The following is a 14,351-nucleotide window of genomic DNA, read 5'->3' on the forward strand; positions in this document are numbered from 1 at the left end:
GCAATCGCCCACCTGTTCTCGGCCAGTTTCACCCTTTGCAGCGATCTTTCCCGGCGGGCGGATAGCGCGGAGACGAGAGACCATGAGTGAAACGCGGCGCAAGCTGACGACGATCTTCTGTGCTGACGTGCAGGACTATACGCGGCTGATGGGGGCTGACGAGGAGGGCACGCTTGCCAGCCTGAAGCGCTGCCGCGAGGCGATGGGGCGCCTGATCGAAAGCCATGGCGGCCGCGTCATCAATACCTGGGGCGATGGGCTGATCGCCGATTTCCCGAGCGTGGTCGAAGCGGTGCGCGCGGCCGTCGACACCCAGAACGAACTCGCGGGCTTCAACGCCCGCCGCCCGGCCGACGGGCGCATGCTCTTCCGCATCGGCATCAATCTCGGCGACGTCATCGTCGAAGGCGACGATATTTATGGCGACGGCGTGAATATCGCGGCGCGGTTGCAGGCTTCGGCGGCGGCCGGCGGCATCGTCATATCGAGCACCGTTTACGACCAGGTCCGCAACAAGGTGGCTGTGGGTTTCGAGTTTCTCGGGCCGCTGATGGTGAAGAACGTCGATGAAGGCGTGCCGAGCTATGCGGTGAAGATCGGCGACGCCAGGGATGAGACGCCGCCTGCTGGAAGATCCGGTCCGGCGCGACCGCAGCCGGCGGCGGTTATGCCCGCTGATATGGCCGAGGTAAGGCCGGCACCGGGCGGACGCAGGCTGTACGGGGTGCTTGGCGTCATCGCCGTGGTCCTGATCGGCATCAACCTTCTATCGTGGCAGGGCGTTTTCTGGGCGCGCTTTCCGGTGCTTGCGCTCGCCGTTGTCGCGGCACTCGCCTGGAATCGCGACCAGACCCGGTTCCACCGGAAGATCACCTTGCTGGCGATCCTGGCGCTCGGCTTTGTCAGCATCAACCTCTTCACCTGGACGGGGCAGTTCTGGGCGGTGTGGCCGATCCTCGGGATTGCCGCCGCAATGGGCCTGCGATGGTCGATGCGCCGATAGGCACCAACCCGCATCGCCAGAGATTGGATACGGCATCTCGCCCGAAATCGACGGCGTCAAAGACATGCGTGAGTGTCCGTTCAAGCAAAAGTGAGCGGCCGGGTTATTTCCATTCTTTGCTGATATTACAAATCGGTAATGCCGGCTGCTTATGCTTGCCGGTAAACTGTAAACGCGCGATATTGTCGCATCAGACGGGACTCTCGATCCCGCGGCGCCTCTTTCGACCGACCCTGGTCCAACCTCGAGTCCCTCTGGAGACGTGAATGGCCTTTTGGAAGCAGTTTATACTGTCGCTCGTCGTCATTATTGCCGGCTTTGCCGCGTGGGTTTTCCTTGTGCCCGGCGCCGGCGATACGATGCGCGATGCAGGTATTCCAGAGAGCATCGTTTCCAAGATCGCGCCGAAGGCCGAGGAGACGGCGGATGCCGATGCTCCCGGCCGGGCGCAAAGTCAGCAGCGCGGTGAGGGACAAGGCCAGGGCCAGAACCGCCGCAATGGCGGCGGGCGCAACAGCGCCATCCTCGTCGCGACGCAAGCCGTCGTCCAGGGCGTCGTCAACGATCGGCTGAATGCCATCGGCACGGGTGACGCGATCCGTTCGGTTGCGGTCACGCCGCAGGCATCGGGCACAATCCGCGAAATCCTCATCAAGTCGGGCGACAGGGTGAAGGCCGGGCAGGTGCTGGCCAAGCTCGACAGCGAAGAGCAGGTGATCGCCCGCGGCCAGGCGGATGTGGCAGTCAAGGCCGCCGTCGAGAAATCCAATCTCTATCACAACATCAAGTCCAGCGTGTCGCGCATGGATGTCTTCGATTCCGAGATCGCCGAGCAGGGCGCGCGGCTGCAGCTGCAGGCTGCCGAGCTCAATCTCGCACGGCGCAACATCACAGCGCCGATCGACGGCATCGTCGGCATCGTGCCGGTCAATATTGGTGACAACGTCACGACGAGCATCCCTATCGTCACCCTCGACGACCGTTCGGAAATCCTCGTCGACTATTGGGTGCCGGAGCGCTTCGCCAATACGGTGTCGGTCGGCCAGCCGGTCGAGGCGATGTCGGTCGCAAGGCCGGGACAGGTGTTTTCCGGTGTCGTCGAAGCCGTCGACAACCGCATCGACGCGGCAAGCCGCACGCTTCGCCTGCGCGCCCGGATCGACAACAGCTCCGATGAGCTGCGTGCCGGCATGTCCTTCAGCGTCAGCATGAAATTTCCCGGCGACAAATATCCGGCCGTCGACCCGGTCGCCGTGCAGTGGGATTCGCAGGGTTCCTTCGTCTGGCAGGTGACCGACGACAAGTCGCATAAGGTGCGTGTCAGCGTCGTGCAGCGCAATCCCGATTTCGTGCTCGTCAAAGCCGACCTTAAGGACGGCGACAAGATCGTAACGCAGGGCCTGCAGCGCGTGCGGGAGGGCGGGGCGGTGCGTATCAGCGCCGATGTCGCATCCACTGCGGAGGTCGCGACCCAATGAGCGTGACCGAGATTCATCAGGACAGGGCCTCGGGCAAGCAGAGCTTCACCGCACTTTTCGTTCGCCGGCCGATCCTGGCGCTGGTGTTCAACACGCTGATGGTCGTAGCCGGCCTTGCGGCTTATGTCGGCGTCGAGGTGCGCGAACTGCCGGATGTCGACCGTCCCGTCGTCACCGTGCGCACCACCTTCGACGGCGCATCGCCGCAGACGATCGACCAGGAACTGACCAAGGTGATCGAGGGGGCGGTTGCGCGCGTCAGCGGCCTGAAGTCGATCTCGTCGACCTCTTCCTTCGGCCAGAGTCGGGTGACGCTGGAATTCTCCGATGCGATCGATCTGGCGGTCGCCGCCAACGACGTGCGCGACGCGATCGGCCGCGTCACCCAGAACCTGCCGGATGAGGCGGATGCGCCGCAGATCGTCAAGGCGGATTCGGATTCCTCGGCGATCATGCGCCTTGCCGTCACCTCCACCAAACTCAACATGGACGACCTGACACAGCTCGTCGAAAACGAGGTGATCGATCGCCTCGCCTCCGTCGATGGCGTTGCCGATGTCGAGGAATATGGCGACCAGGAGAAGGTTTTCCGCGTCGATGTCGACCAGGGCGCGCTGGCCAGCCGCGGGCTGACCATCGGCGACCTGACGAAGGCGCTCGACAATGCGGCCCTCGACGTGCCGGCCGGCTCGCTGAAAAGCAAGACGCAGGATATCGTGGTGCGCGCCACCGCCAATCTGCAGACGCCGGCGGATTTTTCCAACGTCATGCTGCAGGATCGTATTCGGCTCGGTGATGTGGCGACGGTGACGCTTGGGCCGCGCGACGGTGAAACGGCGCTGCGCTCCAACGGCAAGCCGGGCATCGGCCTCGGCATCATTCGCCAGGCGCAGTCGAATACGCTGAACATCTCGACCGGCATCAAGGCCGCTGTCGACCAGCTATCGAAGACGTTGCCCGAGGGCACGAGGATCGCCATAACCAGCGACGACGCCGTCTTCATCCAGGGCGCGATCCACGAGGTGGTGCTGGCGCTGGTGCTCGCCGCCGTCATCGTCACCGCCGTCATCTATCTCTTCCTGCGCGACTGGCGCGCGACGCTGATCCCGGCGGTCAGCATGCCGGTGGCGCTGATCGGCACGCTGGCGGCGATCTATATGGTCGGCTTCTCGATCAACATCCTGACGCTGCTTGCCATCGTGCTGGCGACCGGCCTCGTCGTCGACGATGCGATCGTCGTGCTCGAAAATATCGTGCGCCGGCGCGCCGAAGGCATGGGGCCGCGCGCGGCCGCCGTGCTCGGCACGCGCGAGGTGTTCTTCGCCGTCATCGCCACGACGGCGACGCTGGCGGCGGTGTTCATTCCGCTCTCCTTCCTGCCGGGACAGGTCGGCGGCCTTTTCCGCGAATTCGGCTTCGTACTCGCCTTCTCGGTCGGGCTGTCGTCGATCGTGGCGCTGACGCTGTGTCCGATGCTTGCCTCGCGCATGCTGACCAAGCCGGTTCTCGAGGATCACGGCGCGCTCGGCCGTTTCGGCGGGGCGCTTGCCGATCTCTATAAATGGGCCCTGCACGGCTGCCTCAACGCGCCCTTCGTCGTCATCCTGTTCTCGGTAATCTTTGCAGGCGCGGCGGTCATCGCCTTTTCCACAGTCAAGAGCGAGCTGACGCCCGAAGAGGACCGCTCGATGGTGATGATGCGGCTGACGACGCCGCAGGGATCGAGCCTCGAATATACCCGCGACAAGATGCAGCTCGTCGAGGAATATCTGCAGCCGCTGGTCGACAGCGGCGACATCCGCAACGTCTTCTCGATCTCAGGCCAGGGCGGTTCGCTGAACAGCGGCTTCATGGTGCTGACGCTTGCTCCCTGGGGAGAGCGCCAGAGGACGCAGGCGGAGATCGTCGGCGACATCAACCAGGCGGCATCAAGGGTGCCGGCGCTGCGCGGCAATGCCATCTCCTCCAACAGCCTGCGCATCCGCGGCGCCGGCAGCGGCGTGCAGATGGCGCTGATCGGCAATGATCACGAGGCGCTGACGGCGGCAGCCGCCAAGCTGGTTCAGGCGCTCGAGGCCACCGGCCAATACGATACGCCGCGCCTGACCAACGAGCCGAGCCAGGCGCAGGTATCGGTGGCGATCGACCGCGAGCGTGCCTCCGACCTCGGCATCGACATCACCGGGCTTTCGACGGCGATCCAGTCGCTGCTCGAAGGGCGCTCGGTGGTCGACGTCTTCGTCGACGGCGAATCCTATCCCGTGCTTCTGACCTCGACGACGCGGCCGATCGACGATCCGACCGACCTCGAGAACGTGTTCCTGAAGACCGGCGACGGCAAGATCGTGCCGATGTCGGTCATCGCCACGATGAAGGAAGGTTCGGTTGCGCCGCAGCTCAACCGCGAGCAGCAGCTCGCTTCGGTCGCGATCACGGCCGGCCTCAGGAACGGCATGTCGCTCGGCGATGCGGTCAAGCAGGTCACAGCGCTCGCCGAGCCGCTGTTGCCGGCAGGCTCCCGCCTGTTGCCGCTTGCTGAAGCGGCGACGCTCGAGGAGAATTCGAGCGGCATGGCGCTGACCTTCGGCTTCGCCATCGTCATCATCTTCCTGGTATTGGCCGCGCAGTTCGAAAGCGTGCTGTCCTCGCTGATCATCATGTCGACGGTGCCGCTCGGCCTTGCCTGCGCCGTTTTCGCGCTGGTGATCACCGGCTCCAGCCTCAACATCTACAGCCAGATCGGTCTCGTGCTGCTCGTCGGCGTCATGGCCAAGAACGGCATCCTGATCGTCGAATTCGCCAATCAGCTGCGCGACCGCGGCGAGGACGTGCGGTCCTCGATCGAAAAGGCCTGCGCGCTACGCCTTCGCCCGGTGATGATGACGATGATCGCCACCATCCTCGGCGGCGTGCCGCTGGTTTTTGCCCATGGCGCGGGCGCCGAAGCGCGCGTTGCGCTCGGCTGGGTGATCGTCGGCGGTCTCGGTTTCGCGACGCTGGTGACGCTGTTCATCACGCCGGTCGCCTATCTGCTGCTTGCCCGCTTCGCCAAGCCGCACGCCCATGAGGAAGCGCGCCTGCACGAAGAGATGGCGGTCGCCACACGGTCGCGCACTGCCCCCGATGATGAGCAGCTACAGGCTGCCGAATAAGGCTTCCATCCGATTTTGCAACGCCGCCGTACCTCGTTCGGCGGCGTTTCTTATGGTGTACGAAACCTTGAAAAATAAGATGAATTACTTCTGAAGTTTAGCCGTTTGTTAAGCATAAACGGCAATGATTGCTCCAGACACCGACTGGTCTTCTTCGTTTCTTGAAGGCCGCAGCGCTGAAGCGTCAGCGACCCCGGACATGAGCGTCCGCGCGGCACGGTTCATTTTTGTACAGTTTGCGTCTGTTGAGTTTTTGGAGTCTAGTTCCCGTGAGTATTTATCAGCGCGTTTCCGTGGACGCGGCGCTTCATGTGCTGCGCGATATCAATCGGAACATGGCCGTCACTCAAAATCACATCACGACGGGCATGCGTGTTGCAAAAGCCAGCGACAATGCCGTCTACTGGTCGGTCGCCACAACCGCGCGAACCGATAACAAGGCGATTTCAGCGATCCAGGATGCGCTCGGTATGGCGGCGGCGACGATGGGAACGGCCTATACCGGCGTTCAGGACGTCATCGACGTCGTCTCCGAGATCAAGGCGAAGCTGGTCGCCGCAACGGAAGATGGTGTCGACAAGAACAAGATCAACGAAGAGCTCAAGCAGTTGCAGGAGCAGTTGCGCAGCGTCTCGGAAGCGGCGACCTTCAACAGTGACAACTGGGTGGTCCTCAATAACGATGCGACCCCGACGCAGCCGCGCCAGATCCCGGCTTCCTTCATTCGCAATGCCGACGGCACTGTCTCGGTCGGCATGCTGAGCTACCATATCGATACGACGCCGAGCGGAAGCACGTCCTCCAAGGATGCGCGCTATCTGATCGACGATCGCGCCACCGGTTCGGGTGAATACGGTGTGCTGACGTCGGCCTATTTCGCCACCGAACTCGGCGCCTCGCAGAACTACGTGCTGATGACGAGCAAGAATGGCACCACCACCGGCCAAGTGGTGATCTCGCTTTCGGACACCACGACGAAAGGACAGGTCAGCGAAATGATCAGCGTCGTCGATGCAGCGCTGACGCAGCTGACGACGGTCGGCTCGGCTTTCGGCGCGCTGGAGAAACGCATCAACCTGCAGAACGATTTCGCTGGCAAACTGCACGATAACATCACCGCCGGCATCGGCCGGCTCGTCGATGCCGACATGGAAGAGGAGTCCAGCAAGCTCAAGGCGCAGCAGACGCAGCAGCAACTCGGCCTGCAATCGCTGAACATCGCCAATGCGACTTACGATACGGTCAGGCAGTTGTTCCAGAATTTCTAAGAGTGCGATCCCACTCTCCCTCATTCCGGTGACGAGCACAGGAATGAGGGAGGAGAAGTGGCGGCTCCAACAACGCACTATGCGACGGCCGATGACGGCAATCACAGGCGCGCTACTCGCTAAAACTGGTGATATCCGCGCATTCCCGCAACATGGCTTCTGTTTCGGCGCCTGAAATTCCCCTATCAAGAGAGCATCTTCATTTTCTTGCCGCAATCCTTGCCATTTGCTCGCATCAGTTCGAACGGAGACCGTCCTGTCCATGATCAAGAAATTCATACTTCTGGCTGTTGCAGCAAGTTATCTCAGTGCCTGCACGACGACCGATCCCTATACCGGTGAGCAGAAGGTTTCCAATACGGCCGGCGGCGCTGCGCTTGGCGCCCTCGGCGGTGCCCTCGTCGGTGTGGCTGTTGGCGGCGGCGGCCACGGCAAGCGCAATGCGGCATTGATCGGCGCAGGCGTCGGGGCTCTCGCCGGTGGCGCGATCGGCAATTACATGGACCAACAGGAAGCCGAGCTTCGTGCCCAGCTCGAAGGCACGGGCATTTCGGTGACCCGCAACGGCGACAACATCATCCTCAACATGCCCTCGAACATCACCTTCGACGTCGACCAGGATGCGGTGAAGCCGGGCTTCTATCCGACGCTGAATTCGGTGGCGATCGTACTGCGCAAGTTCAACCGGACGCTGATCGACGTCAACGGCCATACGGATTCGACCGGCAGCCTGCAACACAATCAGGACCTGTCGCAGCGCCGCGCGCTTTCGGTTGCCGATTATCTCGGCGGCCAGGGCATCGACCAGCGCCGCGTCTCCGCCGTCGGTTTCGGCCCGTCGCAGCCCGTCGCCTCCAATGCGAGCGAGGCCGGCCGCGCACAGAACCGCCGCGTCGAAATCCAGATCGCGCCGATCACGCAGGGCTGATCGCACGCTTTCCCAGACAACACGAAGGCCGGGTCATTGCCCGGCCTTTTTCATTCCAATCTTTACGTCAGTGCTGCATCGTCGCGCCCTTGGTGATCTTGTCGACGATCTTCTTTTCGGCGCGCAGCGCGATACCGACCACCTTGGCATCTTCGGGCGCGAATTCGGCGAAGACGGCGCGGTTGGCGGCGTCGTGGCCGGTTGCAAACATTTCCTCGATGAACAGCGAGGCGGTGACATCGCGCTCCAGCGCACGGCGATGGATGGCTGACATCGTCGCCTCCTCGGCGGAGAGCACGATGATCGGTTGGATCGACAGCGGATTATAGAGATTGCCGGCGCGGTCCTTGTAGGGTTCACCGATGATTTCGGGGTGTCCGCCGGCGATGCCTGTCATCAGGAAGGCGGTGACGTTCAGTTTCTGCCAGCCGGCAAGATTGTTTCGCAGGACGACGGCAATTTTGGTATCAAACATCGGATGGTCTTTCACCTCGGGTTAAGGAGTATCGGGCGCGTTGAGCCAGGATTTACATCCGCAGGCCTTCGAAGGTCTTGAACGTTTGTGCGCGGGACCATCCGGCAACGCCATCCTGGCCGCGCCGGCCTTTCCCGGCATCGAGCGCATCGAGGCGCAATTCTCGGGCAATGCCTTCGAGCCGCACCGGCACGACACCTATGCACTCGGGGTCACACTGAAGGGCGTGCAGACCTTCCGCTACCGCGGCGAACAGCGCTTCAGCCTGCCGGGGCAGGTGATCGTGCTGCATCCCGACGAGGAACACGACGGTGGGGCGGGGACGGAGGATGGGTTGCAGTACCGCATGCTTTACCTGGAACCATCGCTGCTTCTCGAATGCCTGGAGGCGGATGGCGCCGGCCTGCCTTTCGTCGACGAACCTGTCATCGGCGATCCGGCGCTGGCGGGTGTGCTGCTCGCGGCGCTCGGCGAACTCGATCGCGAACTGGACGAACTTTTCGTTGACGATTTCCTGTCGCGGGTGACGGGCGGGCTGTCACGGCATGCGCGTATGCCGCGCCGGCCGCTCGGCCTCGTCGCCTGGCGGCAGGCGCGGGCGGCGCGGGATTATCTCGAGGCGCATGCGACCCGGGCGGTGCGTTCAGGCGAGCTGGAAGCGGTGACGGGGCTCGACCGTTTCGCGCTGTCGCGGCATTTCCGGGCGGCCTTCGCCACCAGCCCGCATCGCTACCTCTTAATGCGGCGGCTGCAGCAGGCGCGGGCGATGATCGGCGCAGGCGAGGGGATTTCGGACGCGGCGGCGGCGACCGGCTTTGCCGACCAGAGCCATCTCAATCGCCATTTCAAGAAGGCCTACGGCATGACGCCCGGCCAGTGGGCAGCGCTCGCGCATAATTCCGCGCAGCGTTCTATGCGGGATTTTCCGCAAGGCCGGAACGGCGTGCGATGAAGCGGGCGAGCATCGGCCCGATCATCAGGATCACCAGGAAACGGCCGGTCTGCATCGCCATCACGAAGGGTACGTCGACATCGCTGGAGGCGGCGATAATGGCGACGGAATCGGCGCCGCCAGGGCTGGTGGCGAGATAGGCGGTCAGCGGATCGATGCCGGCAAAGACATGCAGTGCCGCCGCCATGCAGCCGCAGAGCGCCATCAGCAGCACGATGCAGGCCGATACCCTCGGCAGGGCGCGCGCCACATGCTTGAGGATCGAGCGGGTGAAACGCAGGCCGATGCTCCAGCCCACCAGTGCATAGGCGATGGCGAGCAGCCACACCGGCAGCTCGATCTTCAGGAGACCCATGCCCTGCAGCAAGGCACCGAGAAAGAGCGGTGCCATGATCGTGCCGCCCTGGAGGCGCAGGCGCCGGATGCCATAGGCACAAAAGGCGGCAAAAGCCATCGTCGCAGCGAAGGCCGGCCAGTCAATCTCGGGAAAGAGGACAAGCGGCGGCGGCTCGCCGCCGTCGGCCGCCACCCACAGGCGCGAGATCACCGAGGCGCCGACGGCGACGAAGACGACGCGGAGATATTGCATGAAGGCGACGAGGCGGGCATCGGCGCCATAGGCTTCCGACATGATGACCATGGCGGAAGCGCCGCCCGGCGAGGAGCCCCAGACGGCAGTCGTTCCCGGTAGCACCTGCCAGCGCGTCAGCAGCCAGCCGAGGCCGGTGGCGATGGCGATCACCGAGAAAATGAACAGCAGGAAGAGCGGCGCGTCCTTCGCCATGGTGCCGAGAATATCGGCGGTGATGGTGCGCGCCATCATCAGGCCGACGAGGACCTGGCCGAATTGCAACGGCCAGAAGGGCACGCGAAGCTTTCCCTTGCCGACGGTCAGCGCCAGAAGAATGGCCGCAACCATCGGCCCGATCAGCAGCGAGGCGGGCAGAGCGAAGAATTCGAGGAAGATGACGAGAGCTGTGGAAAGCGCCAGCAGCAGCGCCCATTTCGGCAGGCCGGCATCCCGCAGCAGGCGGCTCGCGTCGCTCAATGACATGATCCCCGTGTCTTTTTCTGGCCGGCGCCAAGCCCTGAGGCTGAAGATGGGAGGGGGCTCCGGCATGACGAAGAGAGGCCGGCTGCAAGAGCCGGCTGGCGCGGGTCCGATATAGGCGGGTGGAAGACGAACGGTCAATTGCGAAATCTGGCTTCTCGGCGCCTGGGAATGCGAAATTGATTCATATAGCTTTTGTAAGCTATTGTTTTCATGGAGGTTGACTTCCGAAGCCACTGAGCGGTTTCGGTTGATCTGCCCTCAAAAACGCACGTGGCTGACGAGGAAATCGAGCAGTGCGCGGACCCGTGCCGGCAGCGGCCCACCCTGGCCCATGTAGAGGGCGTAGAATTCCTCGAGATCGCCGGGATTGGCCTCTTCGAGCACCGGCACCAGACGCCCGGCATCGATATCGGCGCGCACGGTGAAGGCGGCGAGGCGGGCAAGGCCGGCGCCTGACAGAGCGAGGTGCCGCATGGCTTCGCCGTCTGTCACCTGCACGCCGGGGGTGATCGGGATGGTTACGGTCTCGCCGTCTTCGTGCAACGGCCAGCCCTCGACGGCGCGGGCGTAGGAAAAGCCGATGCGGCAATGGCGGCGGAGATCGGCGACAGTGCGTGGTTCGCCATGACGCGAGAGATAATCCGCCGATGCGACGATGATCTTGCCGGTGGCGCCGAGCTTTCGGGCGATCAGCCTGGAATTCTTCAGGGGGCCGGCGCGGATCGCGACATCGGCGCGCTCCTCCATCAGGTCGACTATTCTGTCGGTATGGGAAATATCCAGCGTCACGGCCGGATGAAGCGCCATGAAGGCGGGCACCAGCGGCGCCAGCACATGATTGCCGAAGGAGCCGCTGGTGTTGATGCGGATGCGGCCCGAAGCCTGCTCGCCTGTCGAGGCCTGACGTTCGGCCTCGGCGATATCGGCAAGGATGGCAATGCTGCGCTCGTAGAAGGCGCAGCCTTCCGGCGTCAGCTGCAGCTTGCGGGTCGAGCGGTTGATAAGGCGGGCGCCGAGGCGCGTCTCCAGCCGGGCGACGAGCTTACTGACGGCCGACGGTGTCATGCGCCGGGCCGTGGCGGCCGCGGAAAAATCGCCGCGCTCGACGACACTGACGAAGACTTCCATTTCGCCGGAGCGGTTGATGTCCTGACGGCTCATGATGAAATCAATTCACAGATGATTTTCTTTCAGGCAATCTATATCACAAGCTGGCCAAGGTCTATCTCAGAGGAAATACAGGAGACAGATCGATGGATTACAGAAATCTCGGTGCATCCGGCCTCAGGGTGCCGGTGTTGAGCTTCGGCGCAGGCACATTCGGCGGCAACGGTCCGCTGTTCGGCGCCTGGGGCAATACCGATGCGGAAGAGGCGCGACGGCTCGTCGACATCTGCCTCGAAGCCGGCGTCAATCTCTTCGACACGGCCGACGTCTATTCGGCCGGCGCTTCCGAAGAGGTGCTCGGCCAGGCGATCCGTGGCCGGCGCGACGCGGTGCTGATCTCGACGAAGACGGCGCTGCCGATGGGCGAGGGGCCGCAGGACTGGGGAACGTCGCGGGCGCGGCTGATCCGCGCGACCGAGGATGCGCTGCGCCGGCTCGGGACCGACTATATCGATCTCTTGCAGCTTCACGCCTTCGATGCCTCGACGCCGGTCGAGGAGGTGCTGTCGGCGCTCGACGGCCTCGTCGCCGCAGGCAAGATCCGCTATGTCGGCGTTTCCAATTTTGCCGGTTGGGAGCTGATGAAGTCGCTTGCTGCCGCCGAGCGCTATGGCTATCCGCGTTATGTCGCCCATCAGGTCTATTATTCGCTGGCTGGGCGCGATTACGAATGGGAACTGATGCCGCTTGGCGCCGACCAGGGTGTGGGGGCTCTCGTCTGGAGCCCGCTTGCCTGGGGACGGTTGACCGGCAAGATCCGCCGCGGACAGCCGCTACCCAAGGCAAGCCGGCTGCACGAGACGGCGCAATACGGCCCGCCGGTCGATGATGAGAAGCTGTTCGACATCGTCGAGGTGCTGGACGCCATCGCGGCGGAGACCGGCCGGACGGTGCCGCAGATCGCCATCAACTGGCTGCTCGGCCGGCCGACGGTATCGAGCGTCATCATCGGCGCCCGCAATGAGGAGCAGCTCCGGCAGAACCTCGGCGCGGTCGGCTGGAGCCTGTCGAAAGACCAGATCGAAAGGCTCGACGCCGTCAGCACTGTCACTGCGCCCTATCCCTATTTCCCCTATCGGCGGCAGGAGGGTTTTGCGCGGCTCAATCCGCCGCTCGTCTGAGGTGTCGGAAGGCGAACTTGGCTATAACAGCCGGCCTATAACAAAAGGGGAATGAAATCTTCTGCCAATCTTAACTGGACAGCCGCTTTGACTTGCCGCATACCCAGCCTGCTGCATAATTCCTTAAATCGGAATCGAATTAAGGATGAAATTATGCAGCAATTTTAAAGTCCTACAGCGTCCTTTGCGCGTCTGAAATGACCGCGGCGCTGTAGCCTGCGAGACATGATAGGGTTTCTGCGGAATAGCAGGGAGATCAAAGGAATGGCGCTGAAGGACGCGAAGGCCGGCACACGCAACGAGGCGGGCATAGCTGCCGTGCTCGGCATTCTCAAACAGAGCTTCGGCGAGCGCTTCCAGACCGGCCAGTCGTTCCGCGAGCAGCATGCCCACACGACCACCTATATCCCGTCGCAACTGCCGGACGGGGTGCTCTTTGCGGAGAGCGCCGAGGATGTGAAGGCGGCGGTCAGGGCGTGTGCGACCCACAAGGTGCCGGTGATCGGCTTCGGCGTCGGCACCTCTCTGGAGGGGCAGGTCAACGCCGCCAATGGCGGCATTTCGATCGATTTCAGCCGCATGAACCGGGTGCTCGAGGTCAATCCCGAAGATCTCGACTGCACCGTCGAGCCGGGTGTGACGCGCGAGGCGCTGAACATCCACCTTCGCGATACCGGCCTGTTCTTCCCGATCGATCCCGGCGCCAACGCCTCGATCGGCGGCATGGCCTCGACGCGGGCTTCCGGCACTAATGCCGTGCGCTATGGGACGATGAAGGACAATGTCCTTGCCGTCACCGCGGTCACCGCCAGTGGCGAGGAAATCCGCACGGCCCGGCGCGCCCGCAAATCTTCCGCCGGCTACGACCTGACGCGGCTCTTCGTCGGCGCCGAGGGCACGCTCGGCATCCTGACCTCGGTGACGCTGCGCCTGCAGGCGATCCCGCAGAAGATCGCCGGCGGAGCCTGTGCCTTCCCGAGCATCAAGGCTGCCTGCGATGCCGTCATCATGACGATCCAGATGGGCATTCCGGTGGCGCGCATCGAGTTGCTCGATACGGTGCAGATGCGGGCCTGCAACGCCTATTCCAAGCTCTCCTATGCCGAGAGCCCGACGCTGTTCCTCGAATTCCACGGCACCGACGAGACGGTGCCGCTGCAATCGGCGGCCTTTGCCGAGATCGCGGCGGAATGCGGTGGCGGCGAATTCCTGTGGACCGCCAATGCCGAGGAGCGGACGAAGCTCTGGAAAGCGCGCCACGACGCCTATTGGGCTGCAAGGGCCCTGGCGCCCGGGCTTGCCGCACTTTCGACCGATGTTTGTGTTCCGATATCGAAGCTCGCCGATTGTGTTTCCGAAACGCAGGCGGATATCGAGGAACACGGGCTGCTGGGGCCGATCGTCGGCCATGCCGGCGATGGCAACTTCCATGTGCTGCTGCTGTTTGACGACAGTAGTGCCGAGGACATCGCCAGGGCCGAGAGCTTCGTGCAGCGGCTTAACCGGCGAGCGCTCGACATGGATGGGACATGCACCGGTGAACACGGGATCGGGCAAGGCAAAATGGCGTTTCTGGAACAGGAGCTCGGAGGCGCGGTGGATCTGATGCGACAGGTGAAACAGGCGCTCGATCCGGACGATATCTTCAATCCCGGCAAGATTTTCCACCATGGCTGAAAACGGAATATTCTCATGAAGTTGGGCCTTGCCCCCGGCATGAACGGCGCTAGAGCATTTCCGTTTTTTTCCAAGC

At 63.2% G+C, this 14,351-nt stretch carries 11 protein-coding genes; 8 read left to right on the forward strand and 3 right to left on the reverse strand.

Features of this window, described 5'->3' with window-relative positions:
* Positions 1–82: 82 nt before the first annotated feature.
* The 5 genes from FHX10_RS02875 to FHX10_RS02895 all read left to right on the forward strand — a co-directional run bounded on the left by FHX10_RS02875 (position 83) and on the right by FHX10_RS02895 (position 7,829).
* On the forward strand, positions 83–1,003 hold the full coding sequence (locus FHX10_RS02875) for an adenylate/guanylate cyclase domain-containing protein (RefSeq protein WP_063474608.1): 921 nt from the start codon (positions 83–85) through the stop codon (positions 1,001–1,003).
* Positions 1,004–1,269: 266 nt separating this feature from the next.
* Entirely contained in the window at positions 1,270–2,481 is a 1,212-nt protein-coding gene (locus FHX10_RS02880; protein ID WP_047610881.1) for an efflux RND transporter periplasmic adaptor subunit, read from the forward strand.
* Positions 2,478–5,633, forward strand: coding sequence for an efflux RND transporter permease subunit (locus FHX10_RS02885; protein WP_063474609.1), 3,156 nt, complete (start codon positions 2,478–2,480; stop codon positions 5,631–5,633). Before FHX10_RS02880 ends, FHX10_RS02885 begins: the two co-directional genes overlap by 4 nt.
* A 269-nt stretch (positions 5,634–5,902) precedes the next feature.
* Positions 5,903–6,901, forward strand: a complete 999-nt coding sequence (locus FHX10_RS02890) for a flagellin (protein WP_063474610.1) — start codon at positions 5,903–5,905, stop codon at positions 6,899–6,901.
* A gap of 262 nt (positions 6,902–7,163) precedes the next feature.
* Complete coding sequence (locus tag FHX10_RS02895; protein WP_047610874.1) at positions 7,164–7,829, forward strand: OmpA family protein; 666 nt, start codon at positions 7,164–7,166, stop codon at positions 7,827–7,829.
* Between the two features lie 67 nt (positions 7,830–7,896).
* Here the strand turns inward: FHX10_RS02895 and FHX10_RS02900 are convergent, their stop codons facing one another.
* Positions 7,897–8,304: a DUF2000 family protein gene (locus FHX10_RS02900; protein ID WP_063474611.1), complete on the reverse strand. Its 408-nt coding sequence runs from the start codon at positions 8,302–8,304 to the stop codon at positions 7,897–7,899.
* A gap of 40 nt (positions 8,305–8,344) precedes the next feature.
* Here FHX10_RS02900 and FHX10_RS02905 point away from each other — a divergent pair, with 40 nt between their 5' ends.
* Entirely contained in the window at positions 8,345–9,256 is a 912-nt protein-coding gene (locus FHX10_RS02905; protein ID WP_063474612.1) for an AraC family transcriptional regulator, read from the forward strand.
* On the opposite strand, the gene FHX10_RS02910 is transcribed toward FHX10_RS02905, so the two are convergent.
* Together FHX10_RS02910 and FHX10_RS02915 are read right to left on the reverse strand one after the other, a co-directional pair.
* On the reverse strand, positions 9,216–10,310 hold the full coding sequence (locus FHX10_RS02910) for an AbrB family transcriptional regulator (protein WP_063474613.1): 1,095 nt from the start codon (positions 10,308–10,310) through the stop codon (positions 9,216–9,218). The two genes, FHX10_RS02905 and FHX10_RS02910, sit on opposite strands and share 41 nt — an antisense overlap.
* A gap of 258 nt (positions 10,311–10,568) precedes the next feature.
* The gene (locus tag FHX10_RS02915) at positions 10,569–11,471 is read right to left on the reverse strand and encodes a LysR family transcriptional regulator (RefSeq protein WP_063474614.1); all 903 of its coding nucleotides are present in this window, start codon (positions 11,469–11,471) and stop codon (positions 10,569–10,571) included.
* A 92-nt stretch (positions 11,472–11,563) separates the two neighbouring features.
* Between FHX10_RS02915 and FHX10_RS02920 the strand changes: the two genes are divergently transcribed.
* Positions 11,564–12,598 (forward strand): aldo/keto reductase, encoded by a 1,035-nt coding sequence (locus tag FHX10_RS02920; protein WP_063474615.1) that lies wholly within the window; start codon positions 11,564–11,566, stop codon positions 12,596–12,598.
* Between the two features lie 264 nt (positions 12,599–12,862).
* A complete protein-coding gene (locus FHX10_RS02925) occupies positions 12,863–14,275 on the forward strand; it encodes an FAD-binding oxidoreductase (RefSeq protein ID WP_047614158.1) in 1,413 nt (470 codons plus the stop codon).
* Positions 14,276–14,351: the final 76 nt, after the last annotated feature.

This window comes from Rhizobium sp. BK591 (assembly GCF_014195045.1).
Lineage (GTDB): Bacteria > Pseudomonadota > Alphaproteobacteria > Rhizobiales > Rhizobiaceae > Rhizobium > Rhizobium anhuiense.